The sequence below is a fragment of the Ilumatobacteraceae bacterium genome (assembly GCA_033344875.1).
Lineage (GTDB): Bacteria > Actinomycetota > Acidimicrobiia > Acidimicrobiales > Ilumatobacteraceae > Ilumatobacter.
In genome coordinates, this window is the sequence record JAWPMO010000001.1 from 627570 (window position 1) to 646750 (window position 19181).

General features: G+C 68.8%; 21 protein-coding genes. 17 read left to right on the forward strand and 4 right to left on the reverse strand.

Features of this window, described 5'->3' with window-relative positions; all coding sequences use genetic code 11:
• The first annotated feature begins 248 nt into the window (after positions 1-248).
• From infC to R8G01_03025, 8 genes are all read left to right on the forward strand, one after another.
• On the forward strand, positions 249-905 hold the full coding sequence (infC, locus tag R8G01_02990; protein MDW3212937.1) for a translation initiation factor IF-3: 657 nt from the start codon (positions 249-251) through the stop codon (positions 903-905).
• The gene (gene rpmI / locus R8G01_02995; protein MDW3212938.1) at positions 905-1102 is read left to right on the forward strand and encodes a 50S ribosomal protein L35; all 198 of its coding nucleotides are present in this window, start codon (positions 905-907) and stop codon (positions 1100-1102) included. The genes infC and rpmI overlap by 1 nt, the downstream gene beginning before the upstream one ends.
• A gap of 42 nt (positions 1103-1144) precedes the next feature.
• Complete coding sequence (gene rplT / locus R8G01_03000) at positions 1145-1498, forward strand: 50S ribosomal protein L20 (protein MDW3212939.1); 354 nt, start codon at positions 1145-1147, stop codon at positions 1496-1498.
• A 118-nt stretch (positions 1499-1616) separates the two neighbouring features.
• Positions 1617-2288 carry an RNA methyltransferase gene (locus R8G01_03005; protein ID MDW3212940.1) on the forward strand — a complete coding sequence of 224 codons (672 nt, stop codon included), beginning with the start codon at positions 1617-1619 and terminating at the stop codon, positions 2286-2288.
• 4 nt (positions 2289-2292) lie between these two features.
• On the forward strand, positions 2293-3117 hold the full coding sequence (locus R8G01_03010) for a transglutaminase family protein (GenBank protein MDW3212941.1): 825 nt from the start codon (positions 2293-2295) through the stop codon (positions 3115-3117).
• 184 nt (positions 3118-3301) lie between these two features.
• Positions 3302-4315, forward strand: a complete 1014-nt coding sequence (gene pheS / locus R8G01_03015) for a phenylalanine--tRNA ligase subunit alpha (protein MDW3212942.1) — start codon at positions 3302-3304, stop codon at positions 4313-4315.
• Positions 4316-4484: 169 nt separating this feature from the next.
• Positions 4485-6851, forward strand: a complete 2367-nt coding sequence (gene pheT, locus R8G01_03020) for a phenylalanine--tRNA ligase subunit beta (protein ID MDW3212943.1) — start codon at positions 4485-4487, stop codon at positions 6849-6851.
• 1 nt (position 6852) lies between these two features.
• A complete protein-coding gene (locus tag R8G01_03025) occupies positions 6853-7242 on the forward strand; it encodes an ACT domain-containing protein (GenBank protein ID MDW3212944.1) in 390 nt (129 codons plus the stop codon).
• A gap of 11 nt (positions 7243-7253) precedes the next feature.
• Here R8G01_03025 and R8G01_03030 read toward each other — a convergent pair whose 3' ends face one another.
• On the reverse strand, positions 7254-7823 hold the full coding sequence (locus R8G01_03030) for a YqgE/AlgH family protein (protein MDW3212945.1): 570 nt from the start codon (positions 7821-7823) through the stop codon (positions 7254-7256).
• 74 nt (positions 7824-7897) lie between these two features.
• On the opposite strand from R8G01_03030, the gene argC reads away from it, so the two are divergent.
• From argC to R8G01_03065, 7 genes are read left to right on the forward strand one after another with little or no spacing between them, the layout of a single operon-like run.
• Positions 7898-8920: an N-acetyl-gamma-glutamyl-phosphate reductase gene (gene argC, locus R8G01_03035; GenBank protein ID MDW3212946.1), complete on the forward strand. Its 1023-nt coding sequence runs from the start codon at positions 7898-7900 to the stop codon at positions 8918-8920.
• Positions 8921-8922: 2 nt separating this feature from the next.
• Positions 8923-9819 carry an acetylglutamate kinase gene (argB, locus tag R8G01_03040; protein ID MDW3212947.1) on the forward strand — a complete coding sequence of 299 codons (897 nt, stop codon included), beginning with the start codon at positions 8923-8925 and terminating at the stop codon, positions 9817-9819.
• Positions 9816-11012: an acetylornithine/succinylornithine family transaminase gene (locus tag R8G01_03045; GenBank protein ID MDW3212948.1), complete on the forward strand. Its 1197-nt coding sequence runs from the start codon at positions 9816-9818 to the stop codon at positions 11010-11012. The genes argB and R8G01_03045 overlap by 4 nt, the downstream gene beginning before the upstream one ends.
• Complete coding sequence (gene argF / locus R8G01_03050; protein ID MDW3212949.1) at positions 11009-11911, forward strand: ornithine carbamoyltransferase; 903 nt, start codon at positions 11009-11011, stop codon at positions 11909-11911. The genes R8G01_03045 and argF overlap by 4 nt, the downstream gene beginning before the upstream one ends.
• Positions 11908-12384, forward strand: a complete 477-nt coding sequence (argR, locus tag R8G01_03055) for an arginine repressor (protein MDW3212950.1) — start codon at positions 11908-11910, stop codon at positions 12382-12384. Before argF ends, argR begins: the two co-directional genes overlap by 4 nt.
• Entirely contained in the window at positions 12381-13796 is a 1416-nt protein-coding gene (gene argH / locus R8G01_03060; GenBank protein MDW3212951.1) for an argininosuccinate lyase, read from the forward strand. The genes argR and argH overlap by 4 nt, the downstream gene beginning before the upstream one ends.
• Before the next feature lie 4 nt (positions 13797-13800).
• Positions 13801-14346 (forward strand): DNA-3-methyladenine glycosylase, encoded by a 546-nt coding sequence (locus R8G01_03065; GenBank protein ID MDW3212952.1) that lies wholly within the window; start codon positions 13801-13803, stop codon positions 14344-14346.
• A gap of 35 nt (positions 14347-14381) precedes the next feature.
• Here the strand turns inward: R8G01_03065 and R8G01_03070 are convergent, their stop codons facing one another.
• From R8G01_03070 to R8G01_03080, 3 genes are read right to left on the reverse strand one after another with little or no spacing between them, the layout of a single operon-like run.
• Positions 14382-15104 (reverse strand): M23 family metallopeptidase, encoded by a 723-nt coding sequence (locus R8G01_03070; GenBank protein MDW3212953.1) that lies wholly within the window; start codon positions 15102-15104, stop codon positions 14382-14384.
• Positions 15105-15133: 29 nt separating this feature from the next.
• Positions 15134-15649, reverse strand: coding sequence for a hypothetical protein (locus R8G01_03075; GenBank protein MDW3212954.1), 516 nt, complete (start codon positions 15647-15649; stop codon positions 15134-15136).
• A 53-nt stretch (positions 15650-15702) separates the two neighbouring features.
• A complete protein-coding gene (locus R8G01_03080; GenBank protein ID MDW3212955.1) occupies positions 15703-16758 on the reverse strand; it encodes a DUF2332 domain-containing protein in 1056 nt (351 codons plus the stop codon).
• A gap of 63 nt (positions 16759-16821) precedes the next feature.
• Between R8G01_03080 and R8G01_03085 the strand changes: the two genes are divergently transcribed.
• Positions 16822-17679 carry a hypothetical protein gene (locus R8G01_03085; GenBank protein MDW3212956.1) on the forward strand — a complete coding sequence of 286 codons (858 nt, stop codon included), beginning with the start codon at positions 16822-16824 and terminating at the stop codon, positions 17677-17679.
• A 46-nt stretch (positions 17680-17725) separates the two neighbouring features.
• Positions 17726-19006: a tyrosine--tRNA ligase gene (tyrS, locus tag R8G01_03090; protein MDW3212957.1), complete on the forward strand. Its 1281-nt coding sequence runs from the start codon at positions 17726-17728 to the stop codon at positions 19004-19006.
• Positions 19007-19181 lie beyond the last annotated feature (175 nt).

Consider the following 19181-nt stretch of genomic DNA (forward strand, 5'->3'; position numbering starts at 1 on the left):
GGTTGTTTCGACGACCGGTCACAACCGAGGCGAAGTGGGGTTCACGAACACCGAGTCCCCACCCGGCCACCGACTGGCTCACCGAGCCGACCGAGTGCGTCCGGGTCGATGAAGATCACGGCCTGCCATGCCGTCCGTGCCCGACGGGCACCGACGTCTGGTGAGTCTGCTCCGCATTGACGATTCGCGTCGAGCAGACCCAGACAGCGAACATGGGAGGCAAACCCATTGCACAGGAGTGATCAGTCATAGCACCGCCGAAGAGCGACCAACATCGTGTCAACGACCGCATCCGAGCCCGCGAGGTTCGCTTGATCGGTCCCGATGGCAATCAGCTCGGGATCAAACCTGTTCCCGAGGCGCTCCGGATGGCCCGTGGGCTCGACCTCGACCTCGTCGAAGTCGCGCCGATGGCGAATCCACCCGTGTGCCGGATCATGGACTACGGCAAGTTCCGGTACGAAGAAGCGCAGAAGGCCAAAGAGGCGCGTCGCAAGACCACCCACGTGACGATCAAGGAAGTCAAGTTCCGTCCGAAGATCGGCAAGGGTGACTTCGACACCAAGATGCGTCACCTCATCGAGTTCATCGAAGAGGGACACAAGGTGAAGGTGACACTGCAGTTCCGAGGGCGCGAGATGGCCCACCCGGAACTCGGTCGCAAGATCCTCGACGACGTGATCCAATCCGCCGGTCCGATCGCCAAGGTCGAGAATCAGGCACGAATGGAAGGTCGCAGCATGTCGCTCGTGCTGTCACCCGACAAGCAGGCGCAAGAGGCGATCAAGAAGGCAGCCGAAGAAGCGGAGAAGAAGGCAGCAGCCGAGGCTGCTGCAGCCGAAGCGGCCGAGTCCGACGACAACGCTGACGAGGCGCCCCCCGAAACAGCACCAGGAGACGAATGATGCCGAAGATGAAGACATCGAAAACGGCCGCCAAGCGGTTCAAGAAGACCGGCAAGGGTCAGCTGCGTCACGAGCAGCAGAACAACCAGCACAAGTTCGAGTCGAAGACGTCGAACCGGAAGCACCGCCTCGACCGTGACGCCGACGTGCACCCCTCCGACGAGAAGCGCATCAAGCGCCTGCTCGGCGAGCGCTGACTCGCAGCGACCACTTACTGAACGACACAAGGAGACACCACCATGGCACGCGTCAAGCGCGGCGTGACGAAGACGAAGCGTCACAAGAAGGTCCTGAAACAAGCCAAGGGCTACTACGGCAACAAGAGCCGCTCGTTCCGGGCAGCGAACGAGCAGCTGCTCCACAGCGGGCAGTACGCCTTCCGTGACCGGCGGGCGAAGAAGGGCGAGTTCCGTCGCCTCTGGATCCAGCGGATCAATGCGGCATGTCGTCAGAACGACATGACGTACAGCCGCTTCATCGCCGGCCTCAACGCCGCCGGCATCGAGGTCGACCGCAAGATCCTCGCCGATCTCGCCGTCACCGACGCAGCAGCCTTCTCGGCGCTCGTCGCCCAGGCGAAGGCTGCGCTCTAGGAGCCACGTCCTGAGCGAACCACTCGCGTTCAACAACTCGAAGGTTCAACGACTGCGGCGCCTCTCGGGGCGCCGCAGTGCGCGTTCCGAGGAGGGTTGCTTCGTCGTCGAGGGGCCCGTGTTGATCGCCGAGGCGGTCGCGGCCGGGTGGGAGATCGAGGCCGAGTTCGTGGCCCCGGGAGCCGACGCGGTCTCCGCCGCCCCGCTGTTCGAGTTGGCCGACGGTGTGCTCGAGCGGGTGGCGACGACCGAACGGCCGCAGCCGAACCTCGCCATCGCCCGATCGCGCCCGGGTGAGCGGGCGATGCTGGGCGCAGACGGAACCTGCGATCTGGTGGTCGTCGCCGACCGCCTGAGCGATCCGGGCAACCTCGGCACCATGCTGCGGTCCGCCGAGGCGTCCGGTGTCGACGCCGTGGTGCTCACGCCGGGGTCCGTCGACCCGTTCAACCCGAAAGTGGTTCGGGCGAGCGCCGGAGCGCTGTTCCACGTCCCGGTCGTCGAGGCGAGCCTCGACGAGGTCCGGGCGGCGGGTCTGGAGCTGATCGGCACGTCGTCGCACCAGGGGGAGCGCCACGTCGACGCCGACTGGAGCGGCCGCGTCGCCCTCGTGCTCGGCAACGAGGCGCACGGCTTGGCCGACGACGCCGACGTCGATCGTTGGGTGCGCATCGAGCATCGGGGTCGAGCCGAGAGCCTGAACGTCGCGATGGCGGCCACCGTGCTCGTGTTCGAGGCAGCGCGTCATCGGTCGGAATCGCCCGAAAGTCCCGCCGCACCGGCATGCTGACACCATGACCGACGACCGCACACAGATGGGCGACCGACAGGTCGAGGCACGGATCGGGGCAACCGTCACCGCGCCGGCCGACCTGGCGGTGTCGATCGCGGTCGCCGCCGGTGTGCCGACGTCGCACGAGCGTCTGTCGATCCGGCTCGACGGGGTCGAGGTCGCGGTGTCCGAGATCGTCACCGAGCACGGTGGCCGCATCCACCTGATCAGCGATCTGCATCCGGGCCGTCTCGACATCGACTACGCCGCGACCGTCGACGGTGTCGCCGACGAGGCGAAGGTCTCCGCCTACGACACGTGTCGGTACATGCGTCCGAGCCGGTACTGCCAGTCCGACGAACTCGGACCGTTCGCCCGAGCGGAGTTCGCCGGCCTCTCCGACGACGAGTTGTTGCCGGCGATCTCGAGTTGGGTCGGCGCCAACCTGCTGTACGTGCCCGGCTCGTCGCGTCCGACCGACGGTGCCGTCGCCACGCTGCTCGCTCGCGAGGGTGTGTGCCGCGACTACGCCCATCTCACCACCGCGCTGCTGCGGGCCAACAGCGTGCCGGCCCGGGTCGTGTCGGTGTACGCCCCCGGGCTCGACCCGATGGACTTCCACGCCGTGACCGAGGTCTGTGTCGGAGGAGCCTGGACCGTCGTCGACCCGACCTGTCTCGCCCCGCGCTCGTCGATGGTGCGCATCGCCACGGGTGCCGACGCGACCGACACGGCCTTCATGTCGACCCTCCGCGGTCAGGTCGACCTCGACGAGATGCAGGTCACGGCATACGTGACCGATGCCCTGCCCGTCGACGACGTGTTCGAGCAAGCCACCATCGGCTGACAACCTCTCCTTGGTGGCCACCGACCGGACGCCTAGACTGTCGGCCGTGACGACGGCCCTGCGATTTCGGTGCCCCGGGTGGACCACCCGGGGACGACGCAGCTGAGCGCCGCGTCGGTACCCGAGTCCATCCGGGGATGACGAACTCCGTTCCCGTACGCTCGTCGTGTTTGAAAGGACTCCCGTGATCGACGACATCCGCGCCGCCCGTGACGCAGCGCTCGCACAGGTCGACGCCGCCGATTCCCTCGAATCGGTCACCGCGCTCGATACGCAACTCCTCGGTAAGAAGGGGCAGCTCGCCCAGCTCAAGAAGCAACTGGGCGGTCTCGCCACGATCGACGAGAAGAAGGCGGCCGGCCAGGCCGTCAACGAGGCGATGGAGGCCGTCGGCGCTGCGCTCGAATCTCGAACCGCGGCACTCCGCTCGGCGGCGCTCGACGCTCGCGTCCAGGCCGAACGCATCGATCTGACCGAACACGTCGGCCGACCCACCCGCGGCCACGCCCACCTGGTCACACAGGCCTGGGAGCGGCTCGAAGACGTGTTCGTCGGCCTCGGCTACCGGGTCGCCGAAGGTCCGGAGGTCGAGACCGACTGGCACAACTTCGAAGCCCTCAACATGGGGGAGGGGCACCCGGCGCGCGGCGAGTTCGACACGTTGTTCGTCGACTACGCCCCGGACGGTGGCGAACCCGGTCACACCGTCCTGCGCACCCACACGTCGCCGGTCCAGATCCGGACGATGCTCGAACAGGAGCCGCCGATCTACATCGTCGCCCCCGGACGTGTCTTCCGGCGCGACACACCCGACGCCACCCACATGCCCGTGTTCCACCAGATCGAGGGTCTGGTCATCGACCGCAACATCACGATGGCCCACCTCGCCGGCACGATCGAGGCGTTCACCAAGGCCTTCTTCGGCCCGGGCTGGTCGTCGCGGCTCCGGCCGAGCTATTTCCCGTTCACCGAGCCGTCGGCCGAGTTCGACATCCAGCGGCCCGACGGGTCGTGGCTCGAACTCGGCGGATGCGGCATGGTGCACCCGAACGTGTTGCGTGCCGGTGGGATCGATCCCGAGGAGTGGAGCGGCTTCGCCTTCGGGTTCGGCATCGACCGGATGGCGGTCATGCGGCACCAGGTCGGTGACATCCGCGACATGTTCACCAATGACATCCGCTTCCTGGAACAATTCTGAGACGAGCCACGATGCCCGATCGCTGCGTTCCGCCTCACCGCTCGTTGCCCACAGGCAACTCGGGTTCGTCGCGCCTTGCGCTCGAACATCCTGATCTCGTCTCAGGCCTTCTTGTCGACGTTCTCGGTGCCCGGCCGATTCCTCGGGCGATCACCTCGGAGGTGACCACATGAAGATCTTGTTGTCGTGGCTGAACGAGTACGGGGACTTCGCCGATCCCGCGGATGCTGCTGCGGTGGCGCGGCTCGCCGACGTGTTGACGGCGTTGGGGATGGAGGTCGACTCGGTCGACCACATCGGTGCGACCGTCGACGGCGTCGTCAGCGCCGAAGTGAAACGGCTCGAACAGCACCCCGACGCCGCCAAGGTGCAGCGGGTGTACGTCGACGCCGGCGACGGCGCCGAACGTCACGTCTGGTGCGGCGCGTTCAACATGGCGGTCGGCGACATCGTGCCGCTGGCGACCTTGGGCACCACCATGCCCAACGGGATGAAGATCGAACCCCGTGGCATCCTCGGGATCGACTCGCAGGGCATGCTGTGCGCCGCCGACGAGCTCGGCCTGGGTGACGACCACTCGGGCATCCTCGTCCTGCCGGCGGGGACGCCGCTCGGCGTGCCGTACGGCGAAGTGCTCGGCATCGAGGCCGACGTCCTGATCGACGTCGACGTCACCCGGAATCGACCCGACTGCTGGGGGTACGTCGGCATCGCCCGTGACGTCGCTGCACAGATGGGCATCGAGTTCCGCCCGCCGACGCCCGAGTTGGTGTTCGACGGCCCCGAGCGCACCGCGCCGGTCGAGATCGTCGACGGCGACCGGTGCGGACGGTTCACGTCGGTCGTCATGAGCGGCGTGCGCGTCGCACCGAGCGCTGGGTGGATGCAGCGTCGCCTCGCCGCCGCCGGCATGCGTCCGATCAGCAACGTCGTCGACGTCTCCAACTACGTGACCCTCGAACTCAACCAGCCGACACACGCCTACGACATCGACACGCTCGGAGGTGGTGGGTTCCGCATCCGCGTCGCCACCGACGGTGAACAGCTCACGACGCTCGACGGCGAGACCCGGACGCTCACGCCGAGCGATCTGTTGATCTGCGACGCCGAGGACGTGCCGATCGGGCTCGGCGGCGTCATGGGCGGACTCGACACCGAGATCAGCGAGGCCACCACGACCGTCGCCCACGAGATCGCCTGGTTCACCCCGCTGACCGTGCTCCAGACCTCTGCTCGCCTCGGACTCCGCTCCGAGGCCTCGGCGCGATACGAGCGCGGCTGCGACCCGTACATCATCGAGACCGCGCACGCCCGTTTCGCCGAGTTGCTCCGCGAGACGTGTCCCGACCTCGTCGTCCACGCCGGCATGGCCGACCAGCGGGGATCCTCGATGCCCGAGCGCAACCGTTCGGCCACGGTGCGGGTGATGGAGGTCAACCGCATTCTCGGCACCTCGCTGCAGGGCGACGACCTGCCCCGCCTGCTCGACCCGATCGGCTTCACGGTCACCGGCGACGGTGACACGCGCCAGGTGGCGCTGCCGACTTGGCGGCCCGACAGCGAAGCCGAGGTCGACGTGATCGAAGAGGTCGCCCGGCACTACGGCTACGCCGAACTCGGCAAGGCCGTACCCGAGATCACCAGCCACGGCGGCCTCACGGTTCGTCAGCAACGTCGTCGCCGGCTCCGCCAGGTGCTGCTCGGCATGGGGCTCTCCGAGGCGATGCCCAACCCCTTCCTCGCGCCCGACACCCTCGCAAAGGCGGGTCTCGACGGTCCGACCATCTCGATCACCAACCCGCTGGTCGTCGAGGAGAGCGTGTTGCGCACCTCGCTCCGGCCGGGCCTCCTCGAGGCGATCGCCTTCAACGAGTCGCATCGGCGACCTGGCGTCGGCCTGTTCGAGATCGGCCACGTCTACCCGCCCGGCTCCGGAGACCTGCCCGACGAGTACGAGGCGTTGTGCGTCGTGCTGGCCGGCGAGGAGGCGCCGGCCGCGATGGCGGTGTGGCGCGAGGTGTCAGCCGCCATGGGCGTCGGCGCTCGCATCGACCAGGGTCGTGTGCCTGCGGGGCTCCACTCGACCCGCTCCGCGGTCTTGCAGGCCGGCAAGTCGCCGACCGGGGCGGTCGGCGAGGTCGATCCGGCCGTGCTCGAGCGCTTCGAGGTGGCCGAGCGGGTGGCGATCCTCGAGCTGAACCTCGACGAAGTGCTCGACCGCGAGCCAAAACCTGCCAGCTGGTCACCGGTCAGCCGCATGCCGTCGAGCGACCTCGACCTGGCGTTCGTACTGCCGGAGGAGATCCCCGCCGAGAAGCTCGAGAAGGCGATCCGCCAGGGTGCCGGCAGGCTGCTCGACGACATCCGGCTCTTCGACGTCTACCGCGGCGAATCCCTCGGCACCGACCGACGCAGCCTCGCGTACCGGCTTCGTCTGCAGGCGCCCGATCGGAACCTCACCGACGCCGACGTCGCCGAGGTCCGCCGCTCGGTCGAGGCCGCCACGAGCAAACTCGGCGCCGAGCTGCGGGGCTGACGTGGCCGGTGAGACCGACCTGGCCAAGATGTTGGCGACGCTCGACGTCGACCGACGGCCGGGCCGGTTCGCCTTCGTGTCGGGCGATCACCCCGAGTTGCGTTCGGGCGCCGTCGCCATGATCGAGGAGACCGAGGGCACCACCCTCGTCGTTCCGGTGGCGTCCGCTCGCGAAGCGGGCCTCGCCGTCGAGTTCGAGGCGGCATGGTTGACGCTGACCGTCTTCAGTGCGCTCGAAGCGGTCGGACTGACCGCGGCGTTCAGCGCAGCGCTCGGCGAGGTCGACATCCCGTGCAACGTGCTGGCCGGCTACCACCACGATCATCTGCTCGTGCCGGTCGATCGCGTCGACGATGCGGTCGAGGCGCTGCTCGCGCTGCGCTCGGCCTGACCACCCGCCGTTCAGTTGGCGCTGAGGTCGTCGGGCGCGGTGGCCAACCAGGCCAGTCGACCGCTCTGACGTCGCAGCACCCCTCGCCAGAGGTCGTCGGGGGCACCGGCGAACACGTCGTCGGGTTCGGCGTCGAGCACCAGCCATGATCCGGCGTCGATCTCGCCCTCGAGCTGTCCCGGTCCCCACCCGGCGTAGCCGCGAAAGATGCGGACCGAACCCACGAGGCCGGCGATCAGCGCCGGATCGGTGGTCAGATCAGCGGATGCCACGCGGCCCGACACCGGGGAGAGTTCTTCGGACGGCTCGTCGACCGGCCGGTTGGCGAACGCCAACGCGATGAGGGCATCCGGTTCAACGGGCCCGCCCAGGAACACCGATGCCGGTTCGGCCTGGAGGTCGGCCCACCGATCGAGCGGTTCGCCGAGTTCTTCGCCGGTCGGCCGGTTGAGAACCACCCCGAGCGCTCCGTCGTCGCGGTGCTCGATCATGTAGATCACGACACGGTCGAAGTTCGGGTCGTCCATGGGAGGGGTCGCCAGGAGCAGCCGTCCCTTCGTGGGCGTCGAACCGTGCAGCACCGGTCCAGTCTGCCGTCGAATCCTCCCGAACGGAGATTGCATGAACATTCGTCGCGCTGTATGCTCATGCGTCTATGGTCGCGGTCGGCATCATCGGCGCGTCGGGATTCACCGGAGCAGAACTCCTCCGGCTCGCCGCGCAACATCCGGAACTCGAGGTCGTGTACGCGACGGGGGACTCACAGGCGGGCGTCCGAGCCGCCGAACTCTACCCGAGCCTTGCCGCCGTCTACCCCGACCTCGTGTTCGAATCGTTCGACCTCGAACGGGCGCGAGGGCTCGATCTGGTGTTCCTCGGTCTGCCTCACGCCGCCTCGATGGCGATGGCGCCGCAGCTCGTCGGCAGCGTGGGCTGTGTGGTCGATCTGTCGGCCGCATTCCGGCTGAAGGATCCGGTGCACTATCCGACCTACTACGGCTTCGACCACGACCAGCTCGGGCTGCTCGCCGACGCCGTGTTCGGGTTGCCCGAACTCCACCGCTCCGAACTGCACGGTGCGTCGCTCATCGCGACACCCGGATGCCACGTGACCACCGCCGTCCTGGCCCTGCGGCCGCTCGTCGATGCCGGGCTGATCGAGACCACCGGCATCACCGTCGACACGATGACGGGAATCACCGGGGCCGGGCGGGCGCCGAGCGCGACCAACATGTTCACGTCGATCGACTCCAACGTCGAGGCCTACGGGCTGCTGCATCACCGGCACACCCCCGAGATCGAGCAGGAGTTGGGAGCCCAGGTGCTGTTCACGCCGCACCTCGTCCCGATGAGTCGTGGCCTGTTCGCCACGTGCCACGCCAGGCCGGCTCCCGGCGTCGAACTCTCGACCGGGATGTTGCTCGAGACGCTGAGGTCGCGCTGGAGCGACGAACCGTTCATGGTCGTGACCGACGGATCGCCGTCGACCAAGGCGACCCTCGGCTCGAACGCGGTTCACGTCAGCGCCGCCTACGACGCCCGCACCGGCACGGTGCTGGCGTTCGCCGCCCTCGACAACCTCACGAAGGGCGCCTCCGGAGGGGCCGTGCACGCTGCGAACGTGGCGCTCGGCCTCGACGAGACCGCCGGACTCGCATCGATCGGTCTGGCCCCGTGACGATGCCCGACACCGGAGACATGGACGCCGCCGGCGTCAAGGCCGCCGTCCTCGTCGAGGCGCTGCCGTACATCCGTCGGTTCGCCGGACAGGTGGTCGTCGTCAAGTACGGCGGCAACGCGCTGGCGGGCACCTCGGATCACGACGCGCTCGCCCTGTTCGCCGAGGACATCGTCCTGATGCGCCTCGTGGGGATGCGTCCGGTCGTCGTCCACGGCGGCGGGCCGCAGATCAGCGAGATGATGCAGCGCCTCGGCAAGACGACCGAGTTCGTCGACGGGCTCCGGGTCACCGACGCCGAGACGGTCAGCATCGCCAGGATGGTGCTCAAAGGTCAGGTCAACCCGCAGCTGGTCGCCGCGATCAACGTGCACGGCAACTTCGCCGTCGGCGTGAGCGGCGTCGACGGGGGCCTGATCCGGGCGGCGCCGCGCAACGAAGCGCTCGGCTACGTCGGCGACGTCACACACGTCAATCCCGCGGTGCTCCACGGTCTGCTCGACGACGAGTTCATCCCCGTGATCGCCACCATCGGATCCGACGACACGGGGCAGGCCTACAACATCAACGCCGACACCGTCGCCGGAGCGATCGCCGAGTCGCTCGAAGCCGAGAAACTCGTGTACCTGACCGACATCGAGGGCCTCCGCCGCGAGGTGAACGACGCGGCGAGTCTGATCCGTCAGACCGACGCCGACGAACTCGACTCGCTGGTTCGCGACGGCACGATCGCCGGGGGCATGATCCCCAAGGTCGCGAGCTGCACACACGCCGTGCGCAACGGTGTCCGCAACGCCCACATCCTCGACGGCCGGATCGCCCACGTCCTGCTGCTCGAGATCTTCACCGATTCGGGCATCGGCACGATGATCCGAGGCACGCAGGAGGCCACCTCATGACCCACACCTTCGACACCGCCGCCATGGCGGCGTGCCCGTTCATGCCGGTGTTCGGCGCGCCGGCGCTGAGTATGGAACGTGGTCTCGGTACCGAGCTCTGGGACACCGACGGCAAGCGCTATCTCGACTTCCTCGGCGGGATCGCCGTCACCTCGCTGGGCCACGCCAACCCCGTCATCGCCGAGGCGATCAGCAGGCAGGCGTCGACGTTGCTCCACGTCAGCAACTTCTTCACGAACCCACAGGCCACGGCCGCCGCCGTCAAGGTGAACGAACTGCTCGAGGCAGCGACGGGCCATGCGGGCCAGTTGTTCTTCACGAACTCGGGTGCCGAGTCGAACGAGTGTGCGCTCAAGCTCGCCCGCAAATGGGGTGGTCGTGGCCGCCACACCGTCGTGAGCGCGTTCGGGAGTTTCCACGGTCGCACCCTGGCGACGCTCGCCGCCACCGGTCAACCGGCGAAACACGAGCCGTTCGCGCCGATGCCCGACGGCTTCAAGCACGTGGCGTGGGGCGATCTCGACGAACTCCGTGCCTCGGTCGACTCGTCGGTCGCTGCCGTGATCATCGAACCGATCCAGGGCGAGGGTGGCGTCAACCCTGCGCCGGCCGGCTATCTGCAGGGCGTCCGCGACATCTGCGACGAGGTCGGCGCGCTGATGATCGTCGACGAGATCCAGACCGGTTTCGCCCGCACCGGCCACTGGTTCGGGTTCGAGATCGACGGGGTCAGCCCCGACGTGGTGACCCTGGCCAAGGCGATGGGCAACGGCATGCCGGTCGGTGCGTGCTGGGCCCGTACCGAGGTCGCTGCCGTCTTCGAACCCGGTGACCACGGCAGCACGTACAGCGGCACCGCGATCGCGACCGCTGCCGTGAGCGCCGTCGTCGACGAGATGCGGCGGATCGATGCGCCGGCTCTCGCCACGGCGAAGGGTGAACGGCTGTCCGGACTGCTGCTCGAGCTGCCGCAGGTGACCTCGGTCCGCGGTGCCGGACTGATCCTCGGCGTGCAGCTGGTGGAGGGCATCGACGCGCCCGCCGTGTACCGGCGCCTGACCGAGCTCGGACTGATCTGCAACGCGGTGAACGGCTCGACGCTCCGACTGCTCCCGCCGATCACGGTCAGCGACGACGAGTTGGTCGAAGCGGTCGGGCTCATCCGTCAGGCGCTGCTGGAGGCGGCAGGATGACCCGCTCGTTCCTCGACGTCACCGACTGCACCCCCGACGAGATCCGGGCCCTCCTCGACCTGGCCGAACGGCCGATCGAGTCGCTCGGTCGGCCGCTCGCCGGTCAGGGCGCTGCGCTCATCTTCGAGAAGCCGTCGAACCGGACCCGCCATTCGACGGAGATGGCGGTCGTGCAGCTCGGCGGCCACCCGGTGTACACCCGCGGTGAAGAGGTCGGCTTCGACGTGCGCGAGCCCGTCGAGGACATCGCCCGGGTGCTGGCCGGCTATCACGGGCTGCTCGCCGCGCGGGTCTTCGACCACGACGTCGCCGTGAGGCTGGCGTCGACGGGCGACGTGCCGGTCGTCAACATGTTGAGCGACCGGTCGCACCCGCTCCAGGCGGTCGCCGACGCCCTGACGATGCGGCAGCACCTCGGTGACCTCGCCGGAAAGACCGTTGCCTACGTCGGCGACTACAACAACGTGTCGCGGTCGCTCGGCGAGATCGCCGCGATGCTCGGTATGCACGTCCGCTTCGCCTGCCCCAACGGGTTCGACGCCGACGAATCCGAACTGGAGCGTCTGCTCGTGCTCGGTGCTCCGTCGGTCTCGCAGTCGGCGCGCCCGGCCGAGGCCGTCGCCGGTGCGCACGCGGTGCACACCGACACGTGGGTGTCGATGGGGCAGGAAGACGACAAGGACGCGCGCCGGCAGGCGTTCGAGGGGTACACGGTCGATGCCGAGATGATGCGTGGGGCCGATCCAACCGCCGTGTTCATGCACTGTCTCCCCGCCTACCGGGGGTTCGAGGTCAGTGCCGACGTCATCGACGGGCCGCCGAGCGTCGTGTTCGAGCAGGCGCACAACCGCATGCACGCCGCTCGCGCCGTGATGGCATTCCTCCTGGGGGTCCGATGAGCAAGGTCCAGCGACAGCAGGCGATCGCCCGCCTGATCGAGCACCACGCCGTCACCAACCAACCGCAGTTGGTCGAACTGCTCGCCGACGAGGGGATCGCCGCGACGCAGGCGACCGTGTCGCGTGATCTCGACGATCTCGGCGCGATCAAGGTCAGGGTGCCAGGCGGCGCGACAGCGTACGCCGTGCCCGAGTTCGTTCCCGAACGGGTGGCGCCGCTCGACCAGCTGCGCCGGGTGATGGGGGAGTGGGTGGCCGAAGTCACCCACTCGGGCCATCTGGTGATCGTCCGAACGCCGCCGGGTTGCGCCCATGTGGTCGCCTCGGCGCTCGACCGGAGTGGTCTCGACGGCCTGTTGGGAACCGTCGCCGGTGACGACACCATGCTGTGCGTCGCGACCGAGGCGGTCGGCGGCGCACAGTTGGCCGCGGGTCTCCGCGACCTGGCCGGTATCGAAGGGACGCACGCATGAGCAGCGACAACGACAACGAGCAGCAGGGTGCCACGCTGTGGCACGGCCGGTTCGACGGCGGCCCGGCCGAGTCGCTCATGGCGTACACGGTCAGCCTGCCGTACGACCAGCAGATGTGGCCCGATGACATCGCCGGTTCGAAAGCGCACGTGCGAGGGCTCGCCCGCGTCGGTCTGTTGACCGACGCTGAGCGTGACGACGTGCTCGTGGCGCTCGATCGCGTCGCCGACGAACTCGCCGATGGATCGTTCGTCTTCGTCGCCTCCGACGAAGACATCCACACCGCGGTCGAGCGTCGCGTCACCGAACTCGCCGGCCCGGCGGGCGGCAAGCTCCACACCGCCCGGAGTCGCAACGACCAGGTCGCGACCGACCTCCGGTTGTGGTGCAAACGCCAGCTGCCGCTCGTGATCCGCTCGCTGCACGACCTGCAGACGGTGTTGCTGCGCCGCGCCGAAGAAGCGGGCGACGCCTACCTGCCGGGTTACACCCATCTGCAGCGGGCGCAGCCGGTGCTGCTCGCTCACCACCTGCTGGCCCACGGATGGGCGATGGCGCGTGACGTCGACCGGTTGTTCGACACGCTGCGGCGGCTCGACGTGTCGCCGCTCGGCGCAGGAGCGTTGGCAGGGTCGTCGCTGCCGATCGATCCCGAGGGGAACGCTGCCGATCTCGGATTCGCCGGCGTGTTCGACAACAGCCTCGACGCGGTGAGCGATCGCGATTTCGTGGCCGAGGCCGTGTTCGATCTGGCCCTGATCGGTATCCACCTGTCGCGGATCGGCGAGGAGTGGGTGCTGTGGACCTCGGGCGAGTTCGGTTTCGCCCGCCTCGACGACGCCTACGCCACCGGGTCGTCGATGCTGCCCCAGAAGAAGAACCCCGACATCGCCGAACTGGCGCGCGGCAAGAGCGGCCGGCTGATCGGCAACCTGACCGGCCTGCTCGCGACGCTGAAGGGACTCCCGATCGCGTACAACCGCGACCTGCAGGAGGACAAGGAGCCGCTGTTCGACTCGGTCGGCCAGGTGCTGCTCGCCGTCACGGCGCTCACGGGCATGATCGACACGGCCACCTTCGACACGGAGGCGATGGCGGCGGCGGCCGACGAAGAGACGACGGCAGCCACCGATCTGGCGGAGTACCTGGTGCGGGCGGGTGTGCCGTTCCGTGAGGCGCACGCGATCGTCGGGGCTCACGTCCGCGCCACGTTGGCCGGCGGCGGCTCGCTGCGCGAACTCGTCGCGGCGGACGAACGCCTCGGGCCCGACGCCGCGGCGTTGGTCGGCCCGGGTGTCGGCGTCAGGATGCGGACGTCGCGTGGCGCTGCCGGGCCGGCGGCGTTGCCGGACCAGGTCGTGCGGTACCGGGAGATGCTCGAGCGCCAGCGAGTGGCCCTCGACGCACGCTGACCCGATGCGGCCCGTGTCGCGTCGGCTGCTCGCCGGCGATTCCCCCGACGTCGCGCCACTCCTGCTGAACAAGCTGCTGGTGCACGGTCCGTGCGTCGGTCGCATCGTCGAGGTCGAGGCGTATCGCGAGGACGACCCGGCGAGCCACACGTTCAGGGGCCGCACGAAACGGAACGAGGTCATGTTCGGGCCGGCGGGTCATCTGTACGTCTACTTCACGTACGGCATGCACTTCTGCGCCAACGTCGTGACCGGCCCGGCCGGTACCGGCGCCGCGGTCCTGCTGCGAGCGGCCGATCCGGTCGCCGGTGTCGACGTGATGTCCGAGCGGCGAGGCGGACGGCCGCAGCTCGCCGACGGCCCGGCGAAGTTGTGTCAGGCGTTCGGGATCGACGGTGCGCACAACGGTGTCGACCTGCGGTCCGGCGGCGGCGTGGGACTGTTCGACGACGGGGTCCAGCCGCCGACGGACCCACGTGTTGGACCGCGGGTCGGCATCAGCAAGGCCGTCGACGTCCCCTGGCGGTGGCGCACACCGCTGCCGGACTGATCCGACCTATCGGGTCGACCAATGGCTGATCGACGTCAGCAGACGTTGCGGATCGACGGGTACGGATTGACCGCACGACCGCCGCCGGGGTGGATCTCGAAATGGAGGTGGGCGACGCCGGCGTTCCCGGTCGCTCCCACGTACCCGATGACCTCGTCCTGCGACACGGAACGGCTCGATCCCTCCCAGCTGGCCAGGTGGGCGTAGTAGTAGCTGTCGCCGTCGTTCGAGGTGAGCCAGACCGCATTGCCGCCGAGCGTGTTCGTCTTGAAGCGGACGGACCCGCTCTTGACCGCGACCAGCGGCGTCCCGCTGGGCGAGATCATGTCGACGCCCTCGTGTGAGCGGCCGCCCGATCGGGGGGCGCCCCACGTGTCGGAGTAGGAGTACGCGCCGCGCACCGGGCACACGATGCCCGCCTGCGGTGGAGGTGGCGGGGGCGGGGGCGGTGGCGGTGGCGGAGGGGATTCCGGTTCAGGTTCAGGCTCGGACGGGGCGTCGTTGCCGCCGCCACCACTGTTGCCGCCGGTGTCGCCGCCATCGCTGTCGCCGCCATCGTCGTCGCCGGCACCGTTGTTGCCGGGATCGGGTGGTGGTGGCGCCGGTGTCGCGGCGGCTGCCTGACGCTCCGCCGCCGCTCGAGCCGCAGCCTCTTCAGCCTCGACCCGTTCCCGTTCGGCGGCGCGAATCGCCTCGAGCTCGCGTTGGACGGCCACGTCGGCGAGACGTTGCTGTTCGATCTCCTGCAGTCGGAGCACTTCGGCTTCGGCCTCGGCCTGCAGCGCGATCAGATCGTCGCGGGGCGAGCGGTGTCGGCCCGCTGACGTTCGACCCGTTCGCGGGTGTCGTCGAGTTCGTCGATCGCCGCGTCGTAGTCGTCGACATCGACGAGCGAGGCGCCGGTCGCGGCGCCGATGAACACCGCCGCCGTGCCGTCATCGGTGGCCGCTGCAACGCCGGTGAGCAGGGGGTTCGTGTCGACGCCGCCACCGGTGAAGCGTCGAACGGCCACGGCGGAGAGATCGCCGCGCAGCGATTCGACCGCTGCCCGCTGCTCGGTCAGTCGGCGCTCCGTGGCCGTGAGTTCGATCGAGAGTTCGTCGAGCCGAGACTCGGCGGCGAACATCGCGTCGGCGGCCCGGTTCGCTCGGTCGCGGGCGGCTTGGATCTCCTCGGCCGCCCGCCGGGCAGCGTCGTCGTTCGTGCCGGCGCGCACGGGGTGTGGCGTGAGGACGATTAGCATCGCGATCGCCACGAGCGCGCCGGTCGCACGCGTCCGCCGTGTTTGCCCGCTGGTCGACATCCGTCGCATGTTACGGAATGATGACGGACTTGGGGCATCGGTCGGCTGATGTTTCACGTCGGAGCGTGCATCCAGTAGCCGTGTGGGTGTGCGGTGGCCACGTGCTCGATGCTGCGGGCTCCGTCGCGCCAGCGCACGATGGTCACGACGGTGCGGTCGTCGTCGGCGAGGTGATCCGGGTACGGGAGCCCGGCACACCAGGCGGGTGCCTCCGCGGCCACCCAGGTGAGGTCGATCTGCTCGCCGGCGGCGTCGAGCGCGGCGACGAAGTCGCGTCGCCCCTGCTCAGCCAGGTAGTTGAGGACCCACGAGGTGATCGCCACGGGGTGGCCCGCGGCCGCGCTGCCCAGAACGGCTGGTCCCACGTCGTCGACGGCGTCGCCCCGCCGCACGGGCGCTGGGTCGGCCGCCGCGATGCCGATCGCGCCGGCGAGTCGGCGGAAGCGGTCGGGTTGGTCGGGCCAGACGCACGCGAGCAGCCATCTGGCCTGTTCGGGGTCGGTCACGTCGATCGGTGAGCGATCGATGCCGAGGCGCGAGACGATCGTCGGCACGTGGCGTGGGATCGGGATGTGCCCTCGCACGTCGCACTCGAGCACGACCGGCGAGGGGTCGCCGACCTGGCCGCCGGGGGAGTAGCGGTACCGGAACCGGTCGAGTCGGAGGTTGAGGCCGGCGCTGGTGCCGACGTCGACGATCGCCAGCGGCCCGGTCTCGGCCTCGATCGACCCCAGCGCCGGGAGCAGGAAGGCGCATCGTCCGACTTCGTTCGTTTGCACCGCACGCGTGGCCACGATGCGGCGGATCTCGTCGGAGCGGTCGGCGCAGAGCCGGGCGAATGCAGGAAACGGGTCTCCGTCTCGGGGTGTCGCTGCCGTGGTCGGGTACCAGTCGGCGAGTTCGAGGTCGGGTTCGGCCAGCACCAGCGAGTGGACGGCGGCGAGCAGCAGGACCGGGAGTTGCTGGTGTTCGGGCGCTGCCGCGAGGAGTTCGACGATCTCGAGATGCTCGGCGATCCGTCGGTTCAGCGCCCCGTAGAGCGGTGATCGGCTCATCTGGTCGTCGCCGGCTTCCCGGAAGCGACGCACCAGCTCGGCGATGTCGGCCACCTCGGCGACCGTACACCGCGACCGCCGTGGCCCATACTGGGGCACGTGCGTCGGGCTGGTTGGATGATCGGGATCGTGGTCGCGATCGGCGCAGCCGGGGTCGCGGTGGCCGCCGTCGATCGGGTCGACGAGTCCGCCACGGTCGGCCGTTCGGCCGTGCGGCTCGAGCACCACGAGCGAGCCCTGTTGATCAGCGACTCGGCGTGGCTCGGCATCAAGACCTATGGGGCCGCCGATTCCGTGCAGGGCTTCGAACACATGCTCGATCTCGCTTCGTGCCGACGCCGGGTGGTGACGTCGTGCCGCAACTACGACGGCCACGTCCCGATCCCGCTGTTCGACGAGGTCGCCTGGCGGCGGGGTTCCTACACCACCTTGATCGTCGCGACGGGGTACAACGACAGCGACCACAACTTCCGGTCCGACGTCGACGCGATCGTCGGGCTCGCCCGGGCGAACGGGTACGACCGCGTGGTCTGGCTGACCTTGCGGTCGAACGTGAGCTACGAGTCGCCGGGCGACGCCGGATACGCCGCGGTGTTCGAGCGGAACAACGCCACACTGGCCGAGTTGGCCGGCTCGGATGACTATCCCGACCTCATCGCGGCCGACTGGGCGAGCTACGCCCGCGACCGCCCCGAGTGGTTCGCGAACGACGGCATCCATCTCCGGCGAGCCGGACCGTTCGCGGCCGGCGACTACATCTCGCGCAAGATGGCGTTCCTCGACGGCCGCGCCTGCCCGCAGCCCGTCTCACCGGGGGCGGTGCCGCAGGCCCCCTGCCCCGATCCGGATGTGACGGGTCCGGTGGTCGACGTCGACGGGGTGTACCCGGTCGACGAGCCGGCGCCCGCCTCGCACTTCGTCCTCGAATGGGAGGGATCGAGTTCATGGCCCGACCCCGCGTGGTGGGAGCGGTGACCCGGCAGCCGACGAACCCGTTGTCGGGCGGCATGACCGGCGTGTCATGATCGAGGACGCTATGGACCTGATCACCGACCTCGAGGCACGAGGACTCATCCACGATTCGACCGACCGGGAGTTTCTCCGGTCTCGCCTCGCGGAGCGACCGATCGGCGTCTATGTCGGTTTCGACCCCACCGCCGACAGTCTGCACGTCGGGCACCTGATGGGACAGCTCGCCCTCCGCCGGTTCCAGATGGCCGGACACCGTCCGTTCCCGCTCGCCGGCGGCGCCACCGGCATGATCGGTGACCCGAGCGGCAAGTCCGAAGAGCGGAACCTCCTCACTCGTGACGAACTGCAGCACAACGTCGACTGCATCAAGTCGCAGCTCGAGCGGATCCTCGACTTCGAACCGGGGCCGTACCAGGCCACGCTCGTCGACAACGCCGACTGGACCGCGCAGACGAGCATGCTGGACTTTCTCCGTGGGGTCGGCAAGCACATCACCGTGAACCAGATGATGGCCAAGGAGTCGGTGAAGAACCGCCTCGCCAGCGAGGTCGGCATCTCGTTCACCGAGTTCAGCTACATGCTGTTGCAGGCCAACGACTTCCGGCACCTCCACGAACACCACGACGTCGAGTTGCAGATGGGGGGTTCCGATCAGTGGGGCAACATCACGGCAGGGATCGACCTGATCCGACGGACGGCCGGTCGGCCGGCGCACGGGGTCACGTGGCCGCTGCTGCTGAAGAGCGACGGCACCAAGTTCGGCAAGACGGCGGGCGGGTCGGTCTGGCTCGATGCCGAGAAGACGAGCCCGTACCAGTTCCGCCAGTTCTGGATGCAGGCCGACGACGAGGCGATCGCCAACTACCTGCTCCGGTTCTCGACCCGACCGCTCGCCGAGGTCCAGGCGCTGATCGCAGAGCACCAGGAGGCTCCGCATCAGCGTGTCGGACAGCGTTCGCTCGCCCGTGAGCTCACCGCGCTCGTCCACGGCGACGACGCGGCTCGAGCGGCCGACGAGGCCGCCGATGTGCTGTTCGGCGGCGATCCGACCGCCGCTTCCGAGGCGGCATTCGACGCAGTGGCCCGGGAGGTCCCCTCGTCCGGAATGACACGCGTGCAACTCGATGATCTGGTCGAGGTGCTCGTCGCGGCCGGCTTGGCGCAATCGAAAGGCGATGCGAGACGCACGTTGGAGGGTGGTGGGTACCGATGCAACGGAGCGCCCCTCGACGCGTCGTCCCAGCTCAGCGGGCACGAACTGCTCCACGGGCGGTACCTCCTCCTGCAGCGCGGCAAGAAGTCGCACCACCTCCTCGAAGTTTTTTCCTGAGGCAGGTTGCGCACTCCTAACCGGAGGGATATTGTTTCTCTTCGCTCCACGGCGGCCGAAAGCCCCGGAAGAGCACAGGCACCAAGCCAAGCAGGCAAGAACACCGCCGCCAAGATGTGCCCGAGCTACGGCTCCTTGAAAACGGAAGAGAAGACAGAATGCCAGTGCGGGCAGG

Excerpts from the sequence above, each read along its gene's own strand:
- rpmI (MDW3212938.1), top strand. The coding sequence starts at position 905 with ATGCCGAAGATGAAGACATCGAAAACGGCCGCCAAGCGGTTCAAGAAG.
- rplT (MDW3212939.1), top strand. The coding sequence starts at position 1,145 with ATGGCACGCGTCAAGCGCGGCGTGACGAAGACGAAGCGTCACAAGAAG.
- R8G01_03010 (MDW3212941.1), top strand. The coding sequence starts at position 2,293 with ATGACCGACGACCGCACACAGATGGGCGACCGACAGGTCGAGGCACGG.
- pheT (MDW3212943.1), top strand. The coding sequence starts at position 4,485 with ATGAAGATCTTGTTGTCGTGGCTGAACGAGTACGGGGACTTCGCCGAT.
- argC (MDW3212946.1), top strand. The coding sequence starts at position 7,898 with ATGGTCGCGGTCGGCATCATCGGCGCGTCGGGATTCACCGGAGCAGAA.
- argB (MDW3212947.1), top strand. The coding sequence starts at position 8,923 with ATGCCCGACACCGGAGACATGGACGCCGCCGGCGTCAAGGCCGCCGTC.
- R8G01_03045 (MDW3212948.1), top strand. The coding sequence starts at position 9,816 with ATGACCCACACCTTCGACACCGCCGCCATGGCGGCGTGCCCGTTCATG.
- argF (MDW3212949.1), top strand. The coding sequence starts at position 11,009 with ATGACCCGCTCGTTCCTCGACGTCACCGACTGCACCCCCGACGAGATC.
- argR (MDW3212950.1), top strand. The coding sequence starts at position 11,908 with ATGAGCAAGGTCCAGCGACAGCAGGCGATCGCCCGCCTGATCGAGCAC.
- argH (MDW3212951.1), top strand. The coding sequence starts at position 12,381 with ATGAGCAGCGACAACGACAACGAGCAGCAGGGTGCCACGCTGTGGCAC.
- R8G01_03065 (MDW3212952.1), top strand. The coding sequence starts at position 13,801 with ATGCGGCCCGTGTCGCGTCGGCTGCTCGCCGGCGATTCCCCCGACGTC.
- R8G01_03075 (MDW3212954.1), bottom strand. The coding sequence starts at position 15,649 with ATGTCGACCAGCGGGCAAACACGGCGGACGCGTGCGACCGGCGCGCTC.
- R8G01_03085 (MDW3212956.1), top strand. The coding sequence starts at position 16,822 with ATGATCGGGATCGTGGTCGCGATCGGCGCAGCCGGGGTCGCGGTGGCC.
- tyrS (MDW3212957.1), top strand. The coding sequence starts at position 17,726 with ATGATCGAGGACGCTATGGACCTGATCACCGACCTCGAGGCACGAGGA.